At 74.2% G+C, this 23,816-nt stretch carries 20 protein-coding genes; 8 read left to right on the top strand and 12 right to left on the bottom strand.

The window, feature by feature from the left end; genetic code table 11:
* Positions 1-52 precede the first annotated feature (52 nt).
* The 4 genes from N6H00_RS36435 to paaN are packed head-to-tail and all read right to left on the bottom strand — an operon-like array spanning position 53 to position 4,615.
* Entirely contained in the window at positions 53-928 is an 876-nt protein-coding gene (locus tag N6H00_RS36435) for a 3-hydroxyacyl-CoA dehydrogenase family protein (protein WP_268976134.1), read from the bottom strand.
* Positions 925-1,674, bottom strand: coding sequence for an enoyl-CoA hydratase/isomerase family protein (locus tag N6H00_RS36430; RefSeq protein WP_268976133.1), 750 nt, complete (start codon positions 1,672-1,674; stop codon positions 925-927). The genes N6H00_RS36435 and N6H00_RS36430 overlap by 4 nt, the downstream gene beginning before the upstream one ends.
* Positions 1,671-2,903: a thiolase family protein gene (locus tag N6H00_RS36425; protein ID WP_268976132.1), complete on the bottom strand. Its 1,233-nt coding sequence runs from the start codon at positions 2,901-2,903 to the stop codon at positions 1,671-1,673. Before N6H00_RS36425 ends, N6H00_RS36430 begins: the two co-directional genes overlap by 4 nt.
* Positions 2,903-4,615 (bottom strand): phenylacetic acid degradation protein PaaN, encoded by a 1,713-nt coding sequence (gene paaN, locus N6H00_RS36420; protein ID WP_268976131.1) that lies wholly within the window; start codon positions 4,613-4,615, stop codon positions 2,903-2,905. Before paaN ends, N6H00_RS36425 begins: the two co-directional genes overlap by 1 nt.
* Positions 4,616-4,724: 109 nt before the next feature.
* Between paaN and paaI the strand changes: the two genes are divergently transcribed.
* Both paaI and paaK read left to right on the top strand, forming a co-directional pair.
* Positions 4,725-5,144: a hydroxyphenylacetyl-CoA thioesterase PaaI gene (paaI, locus tag N6H00_RS36415; protein WP_268977257.1), complete on the top strand. Its 420-nt coding sequence runs from the start codon at positions 4,725-4,727 to the stop codon at positions 5,142-5,144.
* On the top strand, positions 5,141-6,487 hold the full coding sequence (gene paaK / locus N6H00_RS36410) for a phenylacetate--CoA ligase PaaK (protein WP_268976130.1): 1,347 nt from the start codon (positions 5,141-5,143) through the stop codon (positions 6,485-6,487). Before paaI ends, paaK begins: the two co-directional genes overlap by 4 nt.
* Positions 6,488-6,539: 52 nt before the next feature.
* Here the strand turns inward: paaK and N6H00_RS36405 are convergent, their stop codons facing one another.
* The 4 genes from N6H00_RS36405 to N6H00_RS36390 form a co-directional block, all read right to left on the bottom strand.
* On the bottom strand, positions 6,540-7,835 hold the full coding sequence (locus N6H00_RS36405) for an FAD-dependent oxidoreductase (protein WP_268976129.1): 1,296 nt from the start codon (positions 7,833-7,835) through the stop codon (positions 6,540-6,542).
* 82 nt (positions 7,836-7,917) lie between these two features.
* Positions 7,918-8,619 (bottom strand): maleylpyruvate isomerase family mycothiol-dependent enzyme, encoded by a 702-nt coding sequence (locus N6H00_RS36400; RefSeq protein WP_268976128.1) that lies wholly within the window; start codon positions 8,617-8,619, stop codon positions 7,918-7,920.
* The gene (locus N6H00_RS36395) at positions 8,619-9,458 is read right to left on the bottom strand and encodes a fumarylacetoacetate hydrolase family protein (RefSeq protein ID WP_268976127.1); all 840 of its coding nucleotides are present in this window, start codon (positions 9,456-9,458) and stop codon (positions 8,619-8,621) included. The genes N6H00_RS36400 and N6H00_RS36395 overlap by 1 nt, the downstream gene beginning before the upstream one ends.
* Positions 9,455-10,624 (bottom strand): cupin domain-containing protein, encoded by a 1,170-nt coding sequence (locus N6H00_RS36390; protein WP_268976126.1) that lies wholly within the window; start codon positions 10,622-10,624, stop codon positions 9,455-9,457. The genes N6H00_RS36395 and N6H00_RS36390 overlap by 4 nt, the downstream gene beginning before the upstream one ends.
* Before the next feature lie 101 nt (positions 10,625-10,725).
* Between N6H00_RS36390 and N6H00_RS36385 the strand changes: the two genes are divergently transcribed.
* Positions 10,726-11,499, top strand: a complete 774-nt coding sequence (locus N6H00_RS36385; protein ID WP_268976125.1) for an IclR family transcriptional regulator — start codon at positions 10,726-10,728, stop codon at positions 11,497-11,499.
* A gap of 91 nt (positions 11,500-11,590) precedes the next feature.
* On the opposite strand, the gene N6H00_RS36380 is transcribed toward N6H00_RS36385, so the two are convergent.
* A complete protein-coding gene (locus tag N6H00_RS36380) occupies positions 11,591-12,214 on the bottom strand; it encodes a TetR/AcrR family transcriptional regulator (protein WP_268976124.1) in 624 nt (207 codons plus the stop codon).
* Between the two features lie 204 nt (positions 12,215-12,418).
* On the opposite strand from N6H00_RS36380, the gene N6H00_RS36375 reads away from it, so the two are divergent.
* Entirely contained in the window at positions 12,419-13,927 is a 1,509-nt protein-coding gene (locus N6H00_RS36375) for an AlkA N-terminal domain-containing protein (RefSeq protein ID WP_268976123.1), read from the top strand.
* A gap of 405 nt (positions 13,928-14,332) precedes the next feature.
* On the opposite strand, the gene N6H00_RS36370 is transcribed toward N6H00_RS36375, so the two are convergent.
* Positions 14,333-16,261 carry an FUSC family protein gene (locus N6H00_RS36370; RefSeq protein WP_268976122.1) on the bottom strand — a complete coding sequence of 643 codons (1,929 nt, stop codon included), beginning with the start codon at positions 16,259-16,261 and terminating at the stop codon, positions 14,333-14,335.
* Positions 16,262-16,667: 406 nt separating this feature from the next.
* Here N6H00_RS36370 and N6H00_RS36365 point away from each other — a divergent pair, with 406 nt between their 5' ends.
* The 4 genes from N6H00_RS36365 to N6H00_RS36350 are packed head-to-tail and all read left to right on the top strand — an operon-like array spanning position 16,668 to position 21,671.
* Positions 16,668-17,909, top strand: a complete 1,242-nt coding sequence (locus N6H00_RS36365) for an NAD(P)/FAD-dependent oxidoreductase (protein ID WP_268976121.1) — start codon at positions 16,668-16,670, stop codon at positions 17,907-17,909.
* 21 nt (positions 17,910-17,930) lie between these two features.
* Entirely contained in the window at positions 17,931-19,430 is a 1,500-nt protein-coding gene (gene mptB / locus N6H00_RS36360) for a polyprenol phosphomannose-dependent alpha 1,6 mannosyltransferase MptB (protein ID WP_268976120.1), read from the top strand.
* A complete protein-coding gene (locus tag N6H00_RS36355; protein WP_268976119.1) occupies positions 19,427-20,644 on the top strand; it encodes a glycosyltransferase 87 family protein in 1,218 nt (405 codons plus the stop codon). The genes mptB and N6H00_RS36355 overlap by 4 nt, the downstream gene beginning before the upstream one ends.
* A gap of 19 nt (positions 20,645-20,663) precedes the next feature.
* Positions 20,664-21,671 (top strand): lysylphosphatidylglycerol synthase transmembrane domain-containing protein, encoded by a 1,008-nt coding sequence (locus N6H00_RS36350; RefSeq protein ID WP_268976118.1) that lies wholly within the window; start codon positions 20,664-20,666, stop codon positions 21,669-21,671.
* A gap of 52 nt (positions 21,672-21,723) precedes the next feature.
* On the opposite strand, the gene N6H00_RS36345 is transcribed toward N6H00_RS36350, so the two are convergent.
* Together N6H00_RS36345 and N6H00_RS36340 are read right to left on the bottom strand one after the other, a co-directional pair.
* Positions 21,724-22,836 carry a CapA family protein gene (locus tag N6H00_RS36345; protein ID WP_268976117.1) on the bottom strand — a complete coding sequence of 371 codons (1,113 nt, stop codon included), beginning with the start codon at positions 22,834-22,836 and terminating at the stop codon, positions 21,724-21,726.
* A gap of 49 nt (positions 22,837-22,885) precedes the next feature.
* Entirely contained in the window at positions 22,886-23,692 is an 807-nt protein-coding gene (locus N6H00_RS36340) for a SigB/SigF/SigG family RNA polymerase sigma factor (protein ID WP_268976116.1), read from the bottom strand.
* Positions 23,693-23,816 lie beyond the last annotated feature (124 nt).

Below are 23,816 nucleotides of genomic sequence, written 5' to 3'. Positions count from 1 at the left end.
CCGGCAACCGCCGGAGCGGGTCAATTCCGGACGCGGGACCGCGGCGTGCCGGTCACCAGGGGTAGAACCCCTGTCCGGTTTTGCGGCCGAGTTCGCCACGGGCGACCTTCTCGCGCAGCAGCCGGGGCGGGGCGAACCGCTCGCCGAGCGTGGCGTGCAGATGCTCCGCGATGGCCAGCCGCACGTCCAGGCCCACCAGGTCGGTCAGGCGCAGGGGTCCCATGGGGTGCTTGTAGCCGAGCCGCATCGCGTCGTCGATGGCCTCGGGCTCCGCCACGCCCTCCTCGACCATGCGGATGGCCTCCAGCCCCAGGGCGACGCCGAGACGGCTGCTGGCGAAGCCGGGCGAGTCCTTGACCACGACGTCCTTCTTGCCGAGGCAGTGGGTCCAGGCCAGGGCGGCATCCACGGTGGCGGGGTCGGTGCCGGGCGCCACCACGATCTCGACCAGCTCTGAGGCGGGCACCGGGTTGAAGAAGTGCATGCCGAGGAACCGGCCGGGGCGGGTGAGCGCGGCGGCCAGTTCGGTGACCGACAGCGAGCTGGTGTTGCTGGCCAGCACCGTCGACGCGGTCACGGCCGCCTCGGCGGCGGCGAGGACCCGCGCTTTGAGCGCGGCGTCCTCCGGGACGGCCTCCACCACCAGGTCGGCCTCGCGGGGCAGTGCGGCGACCGATTCCGCGGTGCTCACCCGGGCGAGGATCCGGTCGGCCGGTTCGGCGAGCCGGCCGCGTTCGGCGGCCCGCTTCAGCCCCGTGGACACGCGCTCCAGCGCGGCAGCGGCGGCCGCGGCGTCGCTCTCGACCACGGTCACCGCCGACCCGGCGGCCGCGTAGGACTGGGCGATCCCGGCGCCCATGCGGCCACCGCCGATGACTCCGACGACCGCGGGTGCGGGGACGGGTGCGGGTGCGGGTGCGGCGGTCATGCTCGGCTCCTCTTCTCCAGGAAGCGGGTCATGCGGTCCTTCTTGTCCTGGCCCTCGAACAGCACGGCCTGGGCCAGGTCGTCGGCGACCGGATGGGCGCCGGGCGAGTCGACGACGAGCTTGGTCAGGCGCAGCGCGGTGGCCGAGGAACGGGCCATGCGGTCGAGCAGCGCATGCGCGGCATCCAGCAGCTCGTCGGCCGGTACGACCTCGATGACCAGGCCCGCCGCCAGGGCCGCCGGCGCGTCGAGGGTGCGCCCCGCGAGCAGCACCTGCTTGGCGACGGACTCGCCGACCAGCTCGGGCAGCCGCCAGCAGGCGCCGGCCGCGGCGAGGATGCCCAGACCCGGCTCCGGGTTGCCGAAGACGGCGTCGGGCCCGGCGATGCGCAGGTCGCAGGCGTAACTCAGCTCCGCGCCACCACCGAGGGCCCAGCCGTCGACGGCGGCGAGCGTGGGCATGGGCAAGCGCCGCACCCGCTCGAACAGGCGGCTGTTGATGCCCTGGAGGGCCTCGTCCCGGCCGCGTCGCAGCAGCTCGGCGATGTCGGCGCCACCGGCGAACACCCGGCCGTGGCCGGTGAGCAGCAGCAGTTTCGGGTCCCTCTCCAGCAGGGCGCACACCTCGTGCAGTTCGGCGATCATGCGGCCGCTGATGGCGTTGCGGGCCTCGGGGCGGTGGAGCGTGACGATAACCCGGTCGTCGCGCTCCTCGACCAGGAGGGTTTCGTAGACGGTCTCGCTCATACCCGCTCCACCAGCATCGCCACGCCCTGTCCCACCCCGACGCACAGGGTGGCCAGTCCGCGTGCGGCGTCCTCTCGCTCCAGGCGTCCGAGCAGGGTGAGCAGGATGCGGGCGCCGGAGCAGCCCAGCGGGTGGCCGAGCGCGATGGCGCCGCCGTCGGCGTTGACCTTGTCCCCGCCGTCCTCGTCCAGCTTCAGCCGGCGGATCACGGCCAGGGCCTGCGCGGCGAACGCCTCGTTCAGCTCGACGGCGTCCAGGTCCCCGATCCGCCACCCGGACCGGGCGAGGGCCTTCTCGGTGGCGGGCACCGGGCCCAGGCCCATCACCTGGGGCTGGACACCGGCCGAGGCGGAGGTGACGATCCGGGCCCGTGGGGTGAGCCCGTACCGGTCCACGGCCGCCGCGCTCGCCACGACCAGGGCGGCGGCCCCGTCGGAGAGCGGCGAGGCGGAACCGGCGGTGACGATGCCGTCCTCACGGAAGATCGTCCGCAGCGTGCCGAGCTTCTCCAGCGAGGTGCTGGGGCGCGGCCCCTCGTCCCGCGTGACCTGGCCGTCCTTCACCGGGACGGGCACGATCTCGCGGTCGAAGCGGCCCGCCTCCTGGGCGGCGACGGCCCGCTGGTGGCTGCGCAGGGCGAAGGCGTCGGACTCGGCGCGGGTGATGCCGTCCAGGGCCGCGACCTCCTCGGCGGTCTCCCCCATCGACAGGGTGACCTTCACCGCCTGGGGCCCGGCGCCGGCCGGCACGGCACGGTCGGCGGCGGTGAAGCGGGGGTTGGTGAAGCGCCAGCCCAGCGCGGTGTCGTGCACCTGGCCCGGCTTGGCCCACGGGGTGCCGGGCTTCTCCATCACCCACGGGGCCCGGGTCATGGACTCCACGCCGCCGGCCACGACGAGGTCGGCCTCCCCGGCCCGGATGGCCTGGGCGGCCGAGGCGACGGCGGTCAGGCCGGAGGCACAGAGCCGGTTCACGGTGTAGCCGGGTACGGTGTGCGGCAGCCCGGCCAGCAGGACGGCCATGCGCGCCACGTCCCGGTTGTCCTCGCCCGCCTGGTTGGCCGCCCCGAGGACCACCTCGTCCACGGCCTCGGCCGGGACCGCCGCGCGGCGCACGGCCTCGCCGACCACGAGCGCCGCCAGGTCGTCGGGCCGTACGGAGGCCAGGGCGCCGCCGTAGCGGCCCTGCGGCGTGCGGGCTCCGTCGATCAGATAGACGTCTTCGGGCATCAGGCGGGCTCCTCGGTGGTGGCGGCGACGGGGCGGCGGGACTGGAGGACCGCGAAGCGGCCGGTGACGAAGGCGGTGTCGGAGAGGGTGGCGCAGGCCGCGGGGTTGGCCGCACTGCCGTGGAAGTCGCTGAAGGCGGCGGACTGGTTGACGAAGACCTGGCCGGTGAGGTTCTCGGACAGGTGCACGCCCGCGTCCAGGGCCGCCTCCTCGGCGGCGGTCAGCACCCGCTCGTCGGTGGAGTGGACGGCGGCGGTCAGCGCCCCGTGGGCGCGCACCGTCTCACGGAACAGGTCCAGACCGTGCCGGGTGGAGTCGGTGCCGATCACGAAGGACACCGGTCCGAACCACTCCTGGGTGAAGACGTCGCGGTCGGCCTCCGCGTCCAGCCGGGCCACCAGCGGTGTCCGCACATCCGCCGCCGGGTACTGGGGGTGCTCGACGGGCGCCGAGGCGCGCACCGTCCGGCCCAGCGCGGCCGCCTTCTCCAGCCGCTCCCGCACCCCGTCGTTGACCAGGGCGCCGAGCGTGCCCGCGGCGCGGGCGGGATCGCCGAGCAGCCGGTCCAGGGCGGCGGCGAGGTCGGCGGCGAACGCGTCGGCCGTCTTGTGCCCCTGGTCGGTGGCCATGCCCTCGCGCGGGATCAGCAGGTTCTGCGGGGTGGTGCACATCTGCCCGCTGTACAGGGACAGCGAGAAGGCGAGGTTGCCCAGCAGGCCGCGGTAGTCGTCGGTCGAGTCCAGGACGACGGTGTTCAGACCCGCCTTCTCCGTGTACACGACGGCCTGGCGGGCGTTGGTCTCCAGCCAGTCGCCGAACGCGGTGGAGCCGGTGAAGTCGACGATCCGCACCTGGGGGTCCAGGGCGAGCGTGGCGGCGGCCCGGCCCCCGGGGGCCTCGGCCACCAGGAGCACGAGGTCGGGGTCGAAGCCCGCCTCGGCCAGCGTCTCCCGGGCGATGCGGACGGTGACGGCCAGGGGCAGTACGGCGCCCGGGTGCGGCTTGACCACGACGGGGTTGCCGGTGGCGAGCGAGGCGAACAGCCCTGGATAGCCGTTCCAGGTGGGGAAGGTGTTGCAGGCGATGAGCAGCGACACACCGCGTCCGACGGGGGTGAAGGTCTTGTCCATGACCAGGGCGTCGCCCTTGCGCTGCGGCTTGCTCCAGCGGGCGGCCGCCGGATGCTTCTTCTGCGCCGCCCACGCGTAGGCGACGGCCTCCAGTCCGCGGTCCTGCGCGTGCGGGCCGCCGGCCTGGAAGGCCATGACGAACGCCTGGCCGGTGGTGTGCTGTACGGCGTGGGCGATCTCGAAGCTCGCCGCGTTGAGCCGGGCGAGGATCTCCGCCACGACCCCGGCGCGGGTGTCCGGGCCGGCCGCGCGCCAGGGGCCGGTGGCGGCCTTGGCGGCGGCCACGGCCGCTTCCGGCGCCAGCCGGGGGTAGTCGATGCCCAGCGGGAAGCCGTACGGAGAGCGCTCCTCGGGCGCCACGCGACCCTCCTCCGGATGGCCGGGCAGGTCGAACGGCCTGCCGACCTGCTCCCGGAAGGCCGCCTCACCGAGGACCGGGGCGTCCTCGCCGTACACCGTCTTGCTGGGCGACTCCGGATACGGCGTCCAGTGCTCCCGGCTCTCGGTCGCGGCCACCGCCCGCTCCAGCAGTCTGCGGTGGCGGGCGAAGAAGTCGGGCACCTCGGGGGCTGCGTACGGCATGTGGTTCACCTCTTGACAGGCCATGGCACGGCTTGATTATTTGGCCGTGCCGCACGCTAACCGAATGTTCGGTCGGTACACAAGGTGGTGGGACGACGTGACGGAAGACATGCAGTCGGCCAAGGGGCCCGCGGCCCGTATGTTCGCCGCGGACAAGGCCTCGCGGCTGCTCGGCATCGAGGTGCTGGAGCAGGGCGAGGGGACCGCCGTGCTGCGCATGACCGTGACCGCGTCCATGGTCAACGGCCATGGGACCGCGCACGGCGGATACCTCTTCCTGTTCGCCGACACCGCCTTCGCCTGCGCCTGCAACAGCCATGGCCCCGTGACCCTCGCGTCCGGGGCGGAGATCACCTTCGTGGCACCCGCGAAGGAAGGGGACGTGCTGGTGGCCACCGCCCGGGAGGTCACCCGCTTCGGTCGCAGCGGTATCTATGACGTGAGCGTTGCCCGCGGCGACGCGGTGATCGCGGAGTTCCGAGGCCGCAGCCGCAGCGTCCGGGGCACGGAACCCGAGGAGCCGCGATGACCAGCGAACCGAACACACCGGCCGACGCCCCGGCACGCCGGGGGGAGCCCCTTCCGGCGGACCTGCTGGACGACGCCGAGCGGATGTCCCCCGAGGAGGTGCGGGACCTCCAGCTGCGCCGCCTCCGGCAGACGCTGCGGCACGCCTACGACAACGTCGAGCTGTACCGCAAGAAGTTCGACCAGGCCGGAGTGGCGCCCGACGACTGCCGGTCGCTTCGGGACCTGGCCCGGTTCCCCTTCACCACCAAGGCCGATCTGCGCGAGACCTACCCCTTCGGCATGTTCGCCGTCCCCATGTCCGAGGTCCGGCGCCTGCACGCCTCCAGCGGTACGACCGGACGCCCGACGGTGGTCGGCTACACCGAGAACGACCTGTCGACCTGGGCGGACCTCATCGCCCGCTCGATCCGCGCCGCCGGCGGCCGCCCGGGGCACAAGGTCCACATCAGCTACGGCTACGGCCTGTTCACCGGCGGGCTCGGGGCCCACTACGGCGCCGAGCGGGCCGGCTGCACGGTGATCCCCGCCTCGGGCGGGATGACCGCGCGTCAGGTGCAGATCATCCAGGACTTCGAGCCCGACATCATCATGGTCACCCCGTCCTATCTGCTCACCCTGCTCGACGAGTTCGAACGGCAGGGCGTCGACCCCCGCTCCACCTCACTGAAGATCGGCATCTTCGGCGCCGAACCGTGGACCGAGGAGATGCGCCGCGAGATCGAGGAGCGCATGGACATCCACGCGGTCGACATCTACGGGCTCTCCGAGGTGATGGGGCCGGGCGTCGCGCAGGAGTGCGTGGAGACCAAGGACGGTCTGCATGTGTGGGAGGACCACTTCCTGCCCGAGATCGTCGACCCGATCACGGACGACGCCCTGGCCGACGGCGAGTGCGGGGAACTGGTCTTCACCTCGCTCACCAAGGAAGCGCTGCCCATCATCCGCTACCGCACCCGGGACCTGACCCGGCTGCTGCCCGGAACGGCCCGGACCGGGTTCCGCCGCATCGAGAAGATCACCGGCCGCTGCGACGACATGATCATCGTGCGCGGGGTGAATGTGTTCCCCACCCAGATCGAGGAGATCGTGCTGCGCACCCCCGATGTCACCCCGCACTTCCAGATCCAGCTGAGCAGGAAGGGGCGGATGGACCACATGACCGTCCGTGTGGAGGCGCGGCCCGGCGCCGGGCCGGAGCGGCGCGAGAGCGCGGCGCGGGCCATCGCCAAGGGCGTGAAGGACGGCGTCGGCGTGAGCGTGGACGTGACCATCGTGGACCCGGAGACCCTGGAGCGCTCCCTCGGCAAGCTCCGCAGGGTCAAGGACCTGCGCGAGGCGTGACCCGCCGCCACGGCGTGCCCTCCGGCACACCCCGAGGTTCAGCCGGTCCGATTCAGCCGGTCCGACCCGCGAAGTCCGCGGCGCCCTCCTGGAGCGGCGCCGAGTCCAGCGGGATCGGCGTGAACATCGCGGGCTCCTGGTCGTGGGTCAGCGCCGTCGGGCCGTACACCCAGTCGGTGAAGCCGTAGTCGTAGGTGTCCCGTGCCCGCATGATCGCGTTGCGCTGGAGCCGCCGCACGCCCTCCAGGTGCCACAGCTCGCCCCAGGCGCGTGCGGTGGTCTGCACCCGGCGGCAGTGCTCGACGCGGACCGCCTGGTACGCCTGGAGGGCGGCGTCGTAGTCGGGGGTGCCGGAGCCGCTGTGCCGCACCAGGTGCTCGGCCAGCACCCAGCCGTCCTCGATTGCCATGATCGCGCCCTGCGCCATGTACTGGAGCGGCGGGTGGGCGGCGTCCCCGAGCAGGGCGATGCGGCCGTACACCCAGGTGTCGACCGGCTCCCGGTCGAGCATCTGCCACCAGCGGTCCCGCCACATCAGCGGGATGCCCTTGCGCACGGTGTCGCAGGTGGCCTCGAAGGCGGCGTCGAGCTCGTCCGGGCCGCCCCAGCCCTCGTTCCCGGAGTCGGCCGTCGGCGACTCGAACACGGCCACCTGGTTGAACATCTCGCCGCCGCGCAGCGGGTACTGCACGAAGTGGCAGCGCGGGCCGACGTGGACGACGACATCCCGCTCCGCGACACCGTTGTCCCGCACCCGCTCGAACGGGATGGCCGCCCGGTAGGCCACATAGCGGGAGCTGACCACGTCGTCGCCGACGAGGACGCGCCGGGCCACCGAGTTCAGCCCGTCGGCGGCGACGACGAGCGGGGCCTGTTCGACCCGGCCGTCCGCCAGCAGCACACGGGCGCCGGTGGCGGTGTTCTCGTAGCCGACGGCCGTGCTGTCGGTGACCAGGTCCACCCCGGCCCGGCGGCAGGCGCCCAGGAACAGGGCGTGCAGGTCGCTGCGGTGGATGACCATATAGGGGTAGCCGTAGCGGCGCTCCAGGTCGGCCAGGTCGAGCCGGGTGAGCTCGCGCGCGTCGAGCGCGTCGCGCATCACGATGTTCTCCGGCAGCACACCGAGGCTCTTGGCTTCGTCGAGCAGACCGTAATCGTCGAGGATGCGGGTGCAGTTGGGCGCGAGCTGGATGCCGGCGCCGACCTCGCCGAACTCCTTGGCCCGCTCCAGGACGCGCACCCGCAGCCCTTTCCGGGCGAGGGCGAAGGCGGTGCTGAGACCACCGATGCCGCCGCCGACGACGATGACGTCGAAGGTGTTCTCGGTGGAGGGTGTCGCAGGGGTCATGATCTCTTCCTTGAGTCCCGGGGTCGTGCGTCCCGGTGCCGTGCGCCCCGGGGTGCTGGGGCCGTGGGTGGGGCGGGCCGGGTCACAGCCAGGGGCCGAGGTCCGGGGCGGGGCCGCCGTCGGCGGTGGTGAGGTGGTGGTCGCGGCCGGTGAGGTACGCCGTGATCTCGGGGAGGGCGCCGACGAGTTCGACGGGCTCGCCCTCACCGGGCAGCTCCCAGCGGGCCTCCCCCGCCGTGAGAACCACGGCCGGGCCGGGGGCGGTGCCGCGCTTGCCGAGCACGTCGTCGTTGAGCGCGGCGAGGAAGTCCGCCGGCAGGTCGGCGAAGGTCAGCCCGGTGGCGAGGTCGATGGCGTGCACGCACACCTCGCGGGAGCGCATCCAGGGCAGTTCGGTGGCCGGTACGGTGCGGCCCTGCGCGGTCACCACCGGCGCCTGCCACCGCTCCTCGGTGAGCGCGTCCATGCCGTCGGCGAGTGTCCGCGCGGACCGGCGCAGCCAGGCGGTGAGGTCGGCGGCGGGCAGCCGGGCGCCGTTCTCGATGCCGGCCGTGCGCTCCTCGGGGGAGGCGTACATCGGGGTCGGCTCGCCGGTGGCGGCCCAGTGGACGAGGTTGCCCAGCGCGTCGGCGTTGGCCGCGACGTGGGCCACCAGGTGCTTGCGGCGCCAGCCGGGCAGGGCGCTGTGCGCGTCGAGCCCGGTGTCGTGGAGGTCCGCCGCCGTCACGAACAGCTCGGTGCCGAGCCGGGCCCAGCGGCGGGCGTCGTCGAAGGTGCGGCCCATCAGGCGGACGCCTCCTTGACCACGCGGTTCTCCAGGCGGCCGATGCCCTCGATCTCGGTGACGACGGTCTCGCCGCCGAGCAGGAAGCGCTGCGGCTCGCGGGCGTGGCCGACGCCGCCGGGCGTGCCGGTGGCGATGATGTCGCCGGGGTTGAGCCGGATCACCGTGGAGACGTACTCCACCAGCACCACCGGGTCGAACAGCAGGTCGCCGGTGGAGTCGGACTGCATGACCTCGCCGTCGACGAGCAGGCGCACATCCACAGAGGGGCGCACGCCGCCGGGCAGCTCATCGGGGGTCACCAGGTAGGGGCCGACCGGTGTGCTGGAGTCCCACATCTTGCCCTGCAACCACTCCCGGGTGCGGAACTGCCAGTCCCGGCAGGTGATGTCGTTCAGCACGGTGAACCCGGCGATCGCGGCCTGTGCCGCGGCGCCGCGTGCCCGGCGCACCGGCTTGCCGACGACCACGGCGAGTTCGACCTCCCAGTCGAACTGCCCGGTCTCCTCGGGCCGGACGATGTCGTCGCCCGCACCGATCAGGCAGTCCGCGAACTTGGCGAACAGGGTGGGGTGTGCGGGCAGGTCGCGGCCCATCTCCTGGATGTGGTTGCGGTAGTTGAGGCCGACGCACACCACCTTCGAGGGGCGGGGGACCACGGGCGCGAAGTCGGCACCGGCCACCGGGTACGCCGCCCCGGCCGCCGCGGCCGCCCGCTCGGCCCAGCCGTCCTGCTCCAGCAGGGTGCCGACGTCGGGCACGCCGAGGTCGACCAGGGTGTCGCCGTCCAGCCTCACGGCACGGGTGGCGCCGTCGAGGCGGATGGTCGCGAGTTTCATCGGGTGGTTCCTTCCACGTGGGTGCGGTCGAGCCGGAGGGACTCGAAGACGGGGGAGTCGCTGAACCGGAACAGGTCCAGGGCACCGGAGTCGGAGTCGGAGGACCCCGCCTCGGAGCGTATGGAGAGCGGCTGCCAGGACGGCACCACGAACAGGTCGCCGCGCGTCACCGACCACGTCCGGTCGCCGACGGTCACGGTGCCGGAGCCGTCGAAGACCTGGTGGACCGAGGAGCCGGTCTCGCGCACCGGCGCGGTCTCGGCGCCACGGGCGATCCGGTGCATCTCGGCGCGGATGGTGGGCAGCACATCGGCGCCGGTGGCCGGGTCGGTGAAGCGCACCGCCGCGTGGCCGGGCTCGACGACGCCGGGGAACCCCTCGGCCGCCAGGGCGAGCTGGTCCGCCAGGGCGCGGTCGGTGTGCTCCCAGCGGTAGGCCAGCAGCGGGGAGCCGGGGGCGGTCGTACCGACCGAGACGGGGCGCAGACCGGGGTGGCCCCACAGCCGCTCGGCGCGCGACCGGTCGGGGGTGATGCGCTCGGCGTCGCCGATCTCCTCGCGGCCGAACTCGAAGAACTGCGCCTCGGTGAGGTACTGGAACGGGATGTCCAGGCCGTCGATCCAGGCCATCGGCTCGGCGGTGGCGTTGTGGTGGGCATGCCAGTTCCAGCCCGCCTGCGGCAGGAAGTCACCGCGCCGCATGGCCACCGGATCGCGGTCGACGACCGTCCACACGCCCTCCCCCTCGACGACGAAGCGGAACGCATGCTGGGTGTGGCGGTGCTCGGGGGCGTCCTCGCCCGGCATCAGGTACTGGATGGCGGCCCACAGCGTCGGCGTCGCGAACGGCCGGCCGCCCAGCGCGGGATTGGCCAGCGCGATGGCGCGCCGCTCGCCGCCGCGGCCCACCGGGACCAGATCGCCGGCCTGGGCGGCGAGCCGCCGCAGCCGCTCCCAGCGCCACAGGTGGGGCATGGCCCGTGAGGACGGGTGCGCCGGCATGAGGTCGCCGATCTCGGTCCACAGCGGGACGAGGAGTTCCTGCTCGAAACCCCGGTACAGCTCTTCGAGTGCCGGGGTGACCCGGGGCCGGCCCGGCCCCGGGACGGCCTCGAGGCGGACGGGGGAGCCCGTGGCGGTGTCTGAAGCGATGGAGGTGTCGGTCACGGCCCTCAGCGTGCGTGGTGTTCACTCGGAAGACATGGAGATTCTGGAGAGCAGAATCAGGGCCGGGAGGATCGGCAGGACCGGGAGGATCGGGAGGACCCATGGACAAGCCGCTGAAGAATCCTCCGCCGTATGCCATCACCAGCGTCGACCACGCCCTGCGGGCCGCGGCGATGCTCCAGCTGGAGGGCGGGCTGACCGTGTCGCAGGTCGCCAAGCGCCTCGGTGTGGCCCGGTCGACCGCGCACCGGCTGCTGGCGATGCTCGTCTACCGGGACTTCGCCGTACAGGACGACCAGCGCGTCTATCGCGCGGGGCCCGTCCTGGAGCTGGCCGCGCACTCGCAGTCGCAGGTGTCCCGGCTGCGCGCCGCCGCCCTGCCCCATCTGCACCGGCTGGTCGGCCTGCTGGAGGAGACCGCCAACCTGACCATCCGGACCGGGGACACGGCCCGGTTCATCGCCGGCGTCGAGTGCGCGCGGACGCTGCGCGTGGGCTCCCGCGAGGGCATGGTGTTCCCGGCGCACCGCACGACCGCCGGACTGCTGCTGCTCGCCGAGCTCACCGATGACGAACTGGACCAGGTCTACGCCCCCGCACGCCATCAGGACCGTCCGGGCGACCGCCCCGACCTCGCGGCGCTGCGCACCGAGCTGGCCCGCCTGCGACGCAGCGGCTTCGCCGTCAACCAGGACCGCTCCGAGCGCGGGCTGGTCGCGGTCGGCGTGCCGGTGCGCGGCGCGGACGGCGTCGCGCTGGCCGGGGTGTCGGTGTCGCTGCCCGGGGTGCGCTACGACCCGGGCCGGCTGCGCTCGCTGGTCGCGACCCTGAACGCCGCGGCGCGCGCCATGGAGGCCGATCTGACGGCGGCGTAGCGGCGGCGCCCCCGGCCCCGGGCCGTGCCTCTGTGGCGGCTGGAGGGGCGGCCGGGAGAGGGTGGCCGGGAGGGGTGGCCGGTGTGCGGCGTCAGGCGCCGGGCGGGTTCTTGCCGAGCAGTCCCGCCCAGCTCTCGGCCAGGGTGTTCACCAGCTGCTCGCGGTCGTTGTCCCAGCGTCCCGGTGTCCAGTTGCGCGCCACGTAGTCGAGTTGCGCCATCGCCAGCACGCCGCGCAGGTGCCGGCTCGCCGGGTCGAAGCGTCCCGCCCGGTCGAGGCCGTCCTCGATGTCGCTGATGGTCTCCTCGAACCAGGCGTCCACCAGCCCGCGCAGCTCGGGGTCGACCGCCGCCGCCTCGAAGGCGGCGTTGAGGTAGGGCCGTACGGTGTCCCAGCGGCCGGCGATGGTCGTCAGCCACCCGGCGATCGCCTCACGGCTGCCGTCGTCGACCACCGAGACCAGGTCCCGCGCGGTGGAGCCGTGCGCCGGGGAGTCGATGCGCTCCAGCGCCTCGTTCAACTCGCCGATCAGCGCCTTCATCAGATCGCTGCGGGACGGGAAGTACGCGTAGAAGGTGACCCGGGTGGTGCCCGCCGCGGACGCGATGTCGTCCACAGTCGTCGCGGCGTAACCCTTGGTCTTGAACAGCTCCAGCGCCGTCGACAGCAGGAGCTTGCGGGTCATCTCCTTCTGGGCCGCGCGCAGGCCCGCCATCTCAGCCCACCTGCCCGCGGGAGCGGAGCGAACGTGCTGGTCGAGCGCTGTCTGCACGGTTCCTCATGGTCCGCATCCTACCGCCGGAAGCGTGGCGCTCAGCTGGCGGCCGGTCCTTTGCCGACGCGTAGAGCGAGGGTCGGGAACGCCATGTCCGATGTCCGCCAGCGCACTCCCCCGCGGTGGCGCACAGTGGAGGGTGTGATGAGCGAGGACAGCAGGTACCAGGCGGTGTGCAGCCGTGACGCGCGGTTCGACGGCGAGTTCTTCTTCGGTGTCGCCACGACCGGGATCTACTGCCGGCCGAGTTGCCCCGCGACCACGCCCCGGCGCAAGAACGTCCGGTTCTTCCCGACCTCGGCCGCCGCGCAGGGCGCGGGGTTCCGGGCCTGCCGCCGCTGCCGCCCGGACGCCGTGCCCGGCTCCGCCGAGTGGAACGCGCGGGCGGACGCCGTCGGCCGCGCGATGCGGATGATCGGGGACGGGGTGGTGGACCGGGAGGGCGTGTCCGGGCTCGCGGCGCGGCTCGGCTACAGCGCCCGGCAGGTGCAGCGGCAGCTGACCGCCGAGCTCGGCGCCGGACCGGTCGCGCTCGCCCGCGCCCAGCGCGCCCACACCGCGCGCATCCTGTTGCAGACCACCGCCCTGCGGGCCTCGGAGATCGCGTTCGCGGCCGGGTTCTCCAGCGTCCGGCAGTTCAACGACACCCTGCGCGAGATCTACGCCGCCACCCCCACCGAACTGCGCGCCGCCCGGCCGGAGAAGTCCGCCAGGTCCGGGCCCGCGGCGGCAGCCGGCGGGGTGCTGGGGGCCGGCGGTGGGGCGGGCGGCGGCACGGCCGGGGTACCGCTGCGGCTCGCCTACCGCGGTCCGTACGACACCACGGGGGTCTTCGACCACCTCGCCCGGCGCACCCTCACCGGGGTGGAGGAGATGGTGGGCGCCCCCGGCGCCCGGACCTACCGCCGCACCCTGCGGCTGCCGCACGCCTGCGCGGTCGCCGAGATCGACGAACGGCCCGGGGACGGCTGGCTGGAGTGCCGGCTGCGCCTGACCGAGCTGCGCGATCTGACCACCGCCATTCAGCGGATCCGGCGCCTGTTCGACCTGGACGCCGATCCCTACGCGGTCGCCGAGCGGCTCGGCGCCGATGCCGCGCTCGCGCCCCTGGTGGCCGCGCGGCCGGGGCTGCGCGCCCCGGGCGCCGCCGACCCCGGCGAACTCGCCATCCGCGCCGTGCTCGGCCAGCAGGTCTCGGTGGCGGCGGGGCGCGTGCTGGGGGACGCGCTGGTCGCCGCGTACGGGAAGCCCCTGGCGCGGCCCGACGGCGGGCTCACCCATCTCTTCCCCCGCGCCGAGGACCTGGCCGAGGCGCCGCTCACCGAACTCGGCATGCCCGAGAGCCGACGCACCACGCTGCGCGCGCTCGCCACCGCGCTCACGGACGGCACGGTCCGGCTGGACGCCGGCGCCGAGCGCGACCGGACCGAGAAGGAGCTGCTGGGGCTGCCCGGCATCGGCCCCTGGACGGCCGGTTACATCCGGATGCGGGCGCTCAGCGACCCCGATGTGCTGCTGGAGTCGGATGTCGCCGTACGGGCCGGGGCCCGCGGCGCCGGGGCGCGGCTGGAGGACTCCGAGAGCTGGCGCCCCTGGCGCTCGTACGCCATGCACCACCTGTGGCACGCCGCCCGGTCCCCACGGACCGGGTGAGCACGGCGCCCGCAGGCCCATCGGCGCGCACGGTGCGCACGGCGCGATGCCGAAGGTGACTCCGGCGTGCGGGACGACCGCCCGTTCCGCCGTCGCGCGGCCCTACGCGCACCCACCCGCACCGAACCGTCCACCGGCTCGACAGCACACTCCCGCTTCCCGGACCTCCCCGGCCTCCCCGGTGGGACCCGCATCGACCGCCGACGGGGTGCGGGCGGTGCGAGGCAGGACGGGGCCCGTGCGCACCGAGCCATCCACCGGCTCGACAGCACACTCCCGCTTCCCGGACCTCCCCAGCCTCCCCGGTGAGACCCGCATCGACCGCCGACGGGATGCGGGCGGTGCGAGGCAGGACGGGGTGCCCCCTGCGCACCGGGCCATCCGCCGCCGGGCCGGTGCGCGGGCTCAGCCCGGCGCCAGCTCGCGGGCCCTGCGCAGCCCGGCGGTGACATCCGCGAGGGTCGCGCAGTCCCCCACCGCCGCCCCCACGGGCAGCATGAGGTCCGTCGGGGGGCGGCGGGTGGCGACGGCGTCGGCCAGGTCGGACAGCGCGGCCCGCAGCCGGGCCGCGAGGGCGGGCTCGGGCTGTGGGGCGCCCTGGTCGAGCCGTACGCCGCAGGCCGTGGCCGCGTCCACGATCTCCTCCAGGGCGAAGACCACCGGAGCCCAGGCCGCCAGGTCCCGGCCGAACGGCGGGTGTTCGGCGCTCGCCACCTCCACGGCGCGGCGGGCGTCGGCCAGGGCGCGGTACGCCTCGCGGCGCAGCCGCAGCCGGGTGGCGTAGGGCGCTTCGGCGGTCAGCACCCGGTCGAGGTGGTCGCGGGTGGCGCGGACGGCGAGCGACAGCCGCACCGACACCTGGGCGCGCGGGCCGCCGAGTCCGGGCAGCGCCCCGGCGGCCAGCACCACGGCGCAGGCCAGCAGCGTGTCGGTGAGCCGGGCGAACCCGGGGTCGGTGTCGCCGCCGAGGTAGACGAGGGAGAGCAGCAGCGGTGTGAGCACGGCGGTCTGGAGGGCGAAGTGGCGTACCGAGACCGGGATCAGCGCGGAGCAGACGGCGGCGACGGCGACCGGCCAGCTGCCGGCGGCGCCCTGGCCGGGGCCGAGCAGCGTGACGAGCGCGCCGAAGACGGCCACGCCCACGGCGGTGCCCAGCGCGCGGGAGAGGGCCCGGGAGACCAGCGGGCCCATGTCGGGCTTGACCAGGAAGGCGGCGGTGGCGGGGAGCCAGTACCAGTGCGCGCCCGGCAGTGCCTGTGCCAGCGCGGTGCTGACGCCCACGCACAGGGCCACCCGGGCGGCGTACTCCCGGCCCGCGGGGCCGAGCGCGCGGCGCAGCCGCTGCCGGTGGCCGGGGACGACGGCGCCGACGGCGGGCGCCGGTTCGCCGTCGAAGACCCGGGCGGCGAGCAGCACGGCCCGGTGCATGGCCACATTGCCCGCGGTGTCGGGTACGGGGGCGGGGAGCCGGCCCGGTGGCAGTCCGGTCCGTACCGAGCGGGCCAGTTGGGCGGGGGTGCGCGCGATCCGGCCGGGCACCGGTGCGTGCTCCCACAGCAGGGTCAGGACGGCCTCGCTGAGCGCTCCGGCCACCGCCAGCCGGTCGCGCAGCCGCCGCTCCTCCGCGTCGAGGCGGTGCAGTGGCAGCCGGTGGGCGTAGAGGGCCTCGTACGCGGCGTCGTAGGCGGCGGTCAGCCGGCGCCGGGCGGCCTGGCCGCCGTCGGTGCCGACCGCCGTCATCAGGCCGGCCAGGGCGTCGTACACGGCGGCCACCGGCTCCCGTTGCCCGGAGGGCGCGGTCTGGCGTGCCGGGACGGCGCGGGGCAGCAGCGCGGCCATCGCGAGCACCCAGGCGGCGCCGAGCAGCAGCAGGCCCGCCCGGACCGGCGGCGGCACCGGCAGGGGCATGCCCGCGCCGACCACGGCGGCCACCATCAGCTGCACCCCGGCGGAGGAGCTGACCGGGCCGATGGCGCTGATCGCGCCGGAGACCAGTCCGACGGCGGCGAGGGCGAGCGCGATCCACGCCCCGAGGCCCAGGGTGCCCAGCCAGGCCCCGGTCAGCAGGCCGGCGGCGCCGGCGAGGGCGGGCAGGCCGATGCGCACGGGACGGGTGGCGCGGGTGGCGGGACGGTCGTTGATGTGGGCGAACATCGCGCCCAGCCCGGCGACCACCCCGAACGGGGTGTGTCCCGACGCGACGCCGACGGCCACCACCGGCCCCACGCCGAGCGCCCCGCGGACCACCGCCGCCCAGGGCACCGGGCCCCGCAGCGCCCGCATCCCGCGCAGGGGGTGCGTCAGCCAGTCGGGCGGTGCGGTGAGCGTGCGCAAGGATCCTCCGTGAGGTGGAAATCATGGGCCTCTTCGACCGTACGTGAGCAAGGGGGAACTTTCGTAACCTGCGTATTTCCGCCATGTGAGGGGCTGATGCCCCGCCTCGTACCCAGCCGGCCCGCGGCCCGGGAACCCGGGTGTGACCTGGTGGTTCGGCCGGTTGGCGCGGACCGGCCGGCCGGTTTTGTCGGGGCGCACTTGCCAGACTCATATGTCTCACGGCGTGGCCAGCTTCATGCGGAGCGTGTTGTGCTGGATACGCAGGAGAACTAGCCTCCGTTCCGCCCGTTACCGAACATTCGTCTGGTAACTGCCTTCCGTTGATCCCCCATTGTCGGAGAACGCTCATGCGGGTGACCTTGCATCAGGACAACTGCGCCCTGGCCATGGCCCTGGCCGGCTCGTGAGCACACCACGGAACGTCGTGGTCGTGGGCGCCTCGGTCGCCGGGCTCACCACGGCCGTCACGCTGCGGGCCCAGGGGTACGGCGGAAGGCTCACCCTGATCGGCGACGAGCCGCACACCCCCTACAACCGGCCGCCGCTGTCCAAGCAGATCCTGGCGGGCACCTGGGAGCCGGACCGGATCAAGCTGCGCACCGACGAGGAGCTGTCCCACCTCGACGCGCGGCTGCTGTTCGGCAGGTCCGCCACCGGTCTGGACACCACCGCCCGCCGGGTGATGCTGGACGGCGGCGACAGCGTCTCCTACGACGCCCTGGTCATCGCCACCGGCGTCACCCCCAACAGCCTGCCCGGCGCCCACCATCTGGCCGGGGTGCATCTGCTGCGCACGCTCGACGACGCCCTGGCCCTGCGCGCCGATCTGCGCCGCGCGCCGGATGTGAAGGTGGCGGTGGTCGGGGCGGGTTTCCTCGGCTCGGAGGCCGCGGCGGCGGCCCGCAGGATGCGGCTGGACGTCACCATGATCGACCCCCGCCCGGTGCCGATGCGGCGGCAGTTCGGCGACCGGATAGCCGCCCTGGTCGGGCGGCTGCACACGGAGAACGGCGTGTCCATGCGCTGTGGCACCGGGGTGCGGCGGTTCTTCGAGTCCGGCGGCCGGGTGACCGGTCTGGAGCTGACCGACGGCACCCGGCTCGATGCCGATGTGGTGGTGGTCGCGATCGGTTCCGTCCCGGCGATCGGCTGGCTGGCCGGCTCCGGCCTGGGGCTGGGCAACGGCGTCGAATGCGATCCCACCTGCTGTGCCGCGCCCGGGGTCTACGCGGCCGGGGACGTCGCCTCGTGGCACAACAACCACTTCGGCTGCCGGATGCGGCTGGAACACCGGCTGAACGCGACCGAACAGGCCAAGGCCGTCGCCCGCAATGTCCTCGGCGAGAACCGGCCGTTCGCGCCCGTGCCGTACTTCTGGACCGACCAGTACGACGCCCATATCCAGGCGTACGGCATCTTCCCCGCCGACGCCGAGCTCACCGTGCTCCACGGCGAGCTCGACGGCGGCCACTTCGTCGTCGCCTACGGCCACCAGGGGCGGGTGGTCGGGGTGCTCGGCTGGAACAGCCCGCGCGAGCTGCGCGAACTGCGTCAACTCGTGGTCGACCGGGCGCCCTGGAAGACGGTGGCACCCCCCTCGCCCGCGGTGTTGGCCGACCGACACCTCTCGGCCAGTATCCGGTGACCGCGAGGCCAATTCCCGGCCATGCGCGCCGATCACCCTGGCGGGGTGCTGGTCCGTCGTGTTCTCACCGCTCTCGCCCACAGCGTGGCCCTCGCCCCGCGTCACTGCCGGCTCCTCGGGCTCGCCGGGTCGGTGGCCCTGGCGGCGGGCGGGGCGACCGCCGGAGCGCTGCCCGTGGGGGACGCCCTCACCCCTGACTCCGGGACGGCCGCGCTCGGGCTGGTCAGCACGTATTTCGGACTGGTGCTGCTGGTCGCGGCGTGGTGGCTGCTGGGACGTGAGGTGCGCGGACCCCGGCCGCCCGGCCCCCGCTCCCTGCTGCTGACGCTCGTCACCTGGGCGGCTCCCCTGCTGCCCGGACCGCCGCTGTTCAGCCGGGACGTCTACAGCTATCTCGCCCAGGGCGCCATGGTGCACGCCCGTATCGACGTCTACACCCACGGCCCGGTACGCCTCGGCGGGCCGCTGGCGGCCGAGGTGGCACCGGTGTGGCAGCACTCCCCGGCGCCGTACGGCCCCGTCTCGCTGGCCTTCGAATCCGCCGTCGCCCACGCCTCCAGCGCCCAGCCCTCCCTCGGGGTGATCGGGCTGCGGCTGATCGCGCTGCTCGGGGTGGCGCTGATGGTTCTCGCGCTGCCCGTGCTGGCCCGCCGCTGCGGCACCGATCCGAGCGCCGCCCTGTGGCTGGGCGCGCTCAACCCGCTCCTGCTGCTGCATCTGGTGGGCGGGGCGCACAATGATGCCGTGATGCTCGGGCTCCTCGGTGCCGGACTGGTGGCCGCGACGGGCCGGTGGCCGGCCTGCGGCACGGTGCTGGTCACGCTCGCCGCCCTGGTCAAGGCCCCGGCCGCGCTGGGGCTGCTGGCGGTCGCCACGCTGTGGGCGCACCGGGTGGAGGGCCGCGGGCGCCGGGCCGGCGCCGTGGCGGCCACCGGCGCGCTGGCCCTGGCCACCACCGGGGTGGCCACGGCCGTCACCGGCACCGGCTACGGCTGGATCACCGCGCTCACCACCCCGGCCACACCCGACAACTGGGCGCTGACCAGCACCCTCGGCCGCGCCACCGGCGCCCTGCTGGACGCCGTCGGCAGCGGGCTGGCCCCGCTGGCCGGGCCCGCCTGGCAGGCACTGGGGCTGCTGGCCACCGCCGCGGCCATCGGGGCCGCCTGGCTGCGACCGCCCCGCCCCCGGCCCGTGTACGCACTGGGGCTCAGCCTGATCGCGGTGGCCGTGCTGGGCCCGGCGATCCGGCCCTGGTACGTCCTGTGGGGGCTGTTCGTGATCGCGGCGGCCGGGCCGGGCGGAGCGGTGCGCAAGGTGGTGGTGGCGGGCAGCGGGGTGCTGGCGCTGGCCGTGCTGCCCAGCGGGTTCGCCCCGGATCCACGGCAGCTGACGTTCGCCGTGTGCGGGGGCGCGCTGGCGGTGTGCGCGCTGTGGTGCGTCCGGCACGCACCGGGGCTCGCCACCGGCGCCGCGCTCTCCGCCGTCCACGGCGGCCCCCGATCGGGGCGTTCGGCATGACGGGGCCCACCACACCACGCGGACGGCTGGTGCTCGCGCTCGCGCTCACCGGGGCGGTGGCGCTCTTCCTGGCCTTCGTACCGCTGCACCGGCACTGGTTCGACCTGAACGTCTACTACGGGGCCGTGGCGCACTGGCTGCGGGACGGCCGGATCTACGACTTCACCATCCCCGGCGCGGACGGGGCGGACTACGGCTTCACCTATCCGCCCTTCGCCGCGCTGTGCATGTTGCCGATGGCCCTGTTCGACTGGCCGGCCGCGATCACCCTCAGCATGGTGCTCAACGTGGCCGCCTCGGCCACCCTGCTGACCTGGCTGATCGGCCCGATGGTGGGCCGGCACGGCTGGCCCAGGTGGTTCGCCTTCGTGGTGGCGGCCTGTCTGTTCGTCCTGCTGGAGCCGGTGCGGGACACCTTCAGCTTCGGGCAGGTCAATCTGCTGCTGCTGGTGCTGGTGTGCTTCGACGCCCGGCTGCTGACCACCGGGCGCGGCCGGTTCGCCGGCTGCGGCATCGGGCTGGCCGCCGCCGTCAAGCTCACCCCGGCGATCTTCATCGGCTATCTGCTGATCACCGGGCGCCGGCGCGCCGCCGCGACGGCCACCGGCACCGCCGCGGCCGCCACCCTGCTCGCCCTGGCGGTGGCGCCGGGGGCCTCCCGGACCTACTGGACCGAGGCGCTGTGGGACACCGACCGGATCGGGGTGCTCAGCTACGTCTCCAATCAGTCGTGGGAAGGGCTGCTGGCCCGGCTGGTCGATCCGGTGCCGCCGAGCGGCGCCGTGTGGGGGCTCGGGGCGCTGGCGGTACTGGCCGTCTGGGCGTACCGGGTGCGCCGCGCGGCGGCCGCCGGGGACGAGCCGGCCGGTTTCGCGCTGACCGGTGTCGCCGCCTGTCTGGTCAGCCCGATCACCTGGGTGCACCATCTGGTGTGGCTGATCCCGGCCCTGGCGGTGCTCGTCGACAGCGGGCTGCGGCCGGACGCGCCACCCGCCCGGCGCAGGCTGCTGCTGCCGGTGTGCGCGGTGGTGTACGTCATCCTGTGCAGCAGTGTGGTGTGGCTGTGGCGGTTCGACTTCACCGGGGTGGACGGCTTCCTCGGCAGCAACGCCTATGTGTGGATCTGCCTCGGGTTGCTGATCGCGCTCCCGCTGCGCGGTGCGGATTCCGCGCGGCTGCCGAGCCATGAGCCGTATCCGGCGCGTATCCCATGAACAAGGAGTGCCTGGACCGATGCGACACACGATGCCGCGCCCCACGGGGCGGCCCCTGGAGCACTCCGCGGAGCGGGCCGGGCACCGGCCCTGGCACCGGCGGCTGCCGCTGCGCCGGATCCTGTGTCTGCTGCCGCTGCTCGTCGTGGGTGTCTGGGTGGTCCAGCACCGGTCGCTGATCGGCTCCGGCGCCCGTCAGACGCTCACGGCCGATCCGTACTGGCTGCTGACGGCGGTGGCGACGACCGGGCTCGGCTGGGTCGCGGTGGCCTTCGCCCGGCAGGGCACGGTGCTGGAACGGCTTCCGGCGAGGCGGCTGTTCGCCGCCCAGTTCGCCGCGGGGGCGGCCAACCATCTGCTGCCGTCGGGGATCGGTGCGAGCGCGGTCAACATCCGGTTCATGACGGGCTGCGGGCTGCCGCCCGCCCGCTCCTCGGCCGCGCTCGCCCTGTACTTCCTGGCGGAGGCCACCACCCGGGTGGGGCTGCTGCTGGTGCTGCTGATGGCGTTTCCCCAGGCGCTGCGGCTGGGCCCGGTGCTCCCGGCGTCGGTGAGCGGATGGGTGGTGGCCGGCGCGGTGGCGGCGGCCGGGGCGCTGGTGGCCGGGGTGGCGCTGGTCCGTCCGGTGCGACGGCTGGTGGCGACGTTCGTGCGCACCGCGCTGGCCGACGCCCGTTCGCTGCACACCCGGCCGTCCAGGGCGCTGGCGCTGTGGGGTGGTTCGCTGGCGTTTCCCCTGCTCCAGGCGGCGGGGCTGGTGGCGGTCGGTCTGGCGCTGGAGCTCCAGGTGCGGCCGGCGCATGTGATGCTCGCGTATCTGGCCGCCACGGCGGTGGCCGCCGTCGTCCCCTCCCCCGGCGGTATCGGCTCGGTCGACGCGGCGCTGGTCATCGCGCTGGTCGCGGCGGGGGCGGCGGTCGACTCGGCCACGTCCGCGGTGCTGGCGTACCGCTTCATCACGGTGTGGCTGCCGCTGATCCCCGGGGCGCTGGTGCTGGGCGGCCTGGTGCGCTCGAAGATCATCTGAGCGGGGTGGCCGGACACCGTGCGGCCGGGCGTGGACGGTCCGGCCGGCGGGGTCAGGGGCGGCGCAGGGTGAGGACGTCGTCGTCCCGGACGTCGATACGCGAGCCGAGGCCGGCCCCGACCCGGTCGAGGGTCTCGCCCAGCCATGCGGCGTCCGCGTGGCCGGGGTGCTCCAGCCGCATCCGCCGTGCCCGCAGGGGCACCATGCGCAGGTTCACCAGGCGGCCGGTGTCCGGGTCCACCTCGGGGAAGTAGAGCAGCCGCAGATCGTCGCGGTACCGCTGGTATCCGCCGATGCCCTCGTAGTCGTCGACCATGTCGCCGCAGCCGTAGAGGACGAGCTTGCCGCGGTACACCTCGAGCGGGCGGGGGTGGTGGGAGGAGTGGCCGTGGACGAGGTCGACCCCGCCGTCGATCAGGGCGTGGGCGAAGCGGATCTGGTCCGGTGGGACGCCGTACCCCCAGTTGCCGCCCCAGTGGACCGAGGCGACGGCGATGTCGCCGGGCCGGCTCAGCTGCCGTACCCGGTCGGTGATGGCGGCCGCGCGGGCGTCCGACAGATCGGGCAGGAAGTCCACTCCGGGCCGGTCGTCCGTCGCGGCCCAGCCACGCGGAATGCCGCTGGAGGCCGCGCCGAACGCGAACACCAGGACGCGGTGCCGGTCACCGGCGGGGACGGCGGCGGGGCGCCGCGCGGCGGTCGCGTCACGGCCCGCTCCGGCCACCGTGAGTCCGGCGGCGGCGAGCATGTCGAGCGTCTCGTCGAGGCCGGGCCGGCCGCCGTCGAGCACATGGTTGTTGGCCAGGACGCAGACATCGGGCCGGACCGCGGTCAGACAGGGGATGTTGTCCGGGCTCATCCGGTAGTGGACGTCCTTCCCCGGGGCGAACTCACCTCCGCGGGTGACGCTCGTCTCCAGGTTGAGCACCCGCACATCGGGTGCCTCCTCGTCCAGTACCGCCAGGGCGTCCCCCCAGGGCCAGGTGAAGTCGACCGGGCGCGGGATCGGGCCGTTCGCCTCTTCGGCCAGCTCGACATAGGCGCGGGAGTCGCGGATATAGGGCTCGTGGAGCTCCGGGTCGCCGGGGTGCGGCAGGATCTGGTCGACTCCGCGGGCGAGCATCACATCGCCGCAGAGGAACAGCGTCACCGCCGTGCCGGGCATATCTCAACGATCGCACACGCTCCATGGCCGCCCCACGGGGCAGTGGGCGTTACGCGGCCCGCGCGCCGACCTCCTCGCCCAGGCGGGCGCAGGTGCGGCTGATCAGACGGGAGACGTGCATCTGGGAGATGCCGAGCCGGTCGGCGATCCGGCTCTGGGTCTCGTCGCAGAAGAAGCGCAGGTAGAGGATTTCCCGCTCGCGGTCGGGGAGCCTGCGCAGACACGGCTTGAGGGCTTCGCGCTGCACCACCCGCTCGTAGGAGGGCTCGGTGGAGCCGAGGGTGTCCACCAGCGTGTAGCCGTCGTCCGCGCCGCGCAGTTCCGCGTCCAGCGACAGCGTCCGGAAGCTCTCGAGCGCCTCCATGCCCAGCAGGACGTCCTCCTCGCTCAGGCCGGTGTGCAGCGCGACGTCCCTCACGCTGGGCGAGCGGTCGTCCGGGGAGCGGGTCAGCTCCTGGACGGCGGTGCGGACCCGGTTGCGCAGTTCCTGGATGCGGCGCGGGACGTGCAGGCCCCACATATGGTCGCGGAAGTGCCGCTTGACCTCACCGGTCACGGTCGGCACCGCGTAGCTCTCGAAGGCCGTGCCCCGGCTCGGCTCATAGCGCTTGACCGCCTTGACCAGGCCGACCATGGCCACCTGCCGCAGATCCTCGGGCGTTTCACCGCGGTTGCGGAACTGCGCGGCGATCCGTTCGGCCATCGGCATCCAGGCCCGGACGACGTCCTGCCGCAGGGCCTCCTTCTCCGAGCCGTCCGGCAGGGCGGCGATCCGGCGGAACTCCCCGGAGGTGTCGGGGGCGTCGTCGTGCGCATGCTTGGAGTGTGCTCGGGGGTGTGCTCGTACGGGCGTCATGGGGTGTCTCCCTTGAGCTGTCGTCAGTGTCACCACAGGGCGGCGATACGGACAACTCGGGCGACCGTGTCACACGCCTTCCGCAGCCGGGCTGCTCCCGTGGCGTGCCTCCGGTCCGAAGCAC

The sequence above is a fragment of the Streptomyces sp. S465 genome (assembly GCF_026898115.1).
Lineage (GTDB): Bacteria > Actinomycetota > Actinomycetes > Streptomycetales > Streptomycetaceae > Streptomyces > Streptomyces luomodiensis.
The sequence above is the reverse complement of the archived record's forward strand: the minus strand, read 5'-3'. Positions and strand labels throughout refer to the sequence as shown.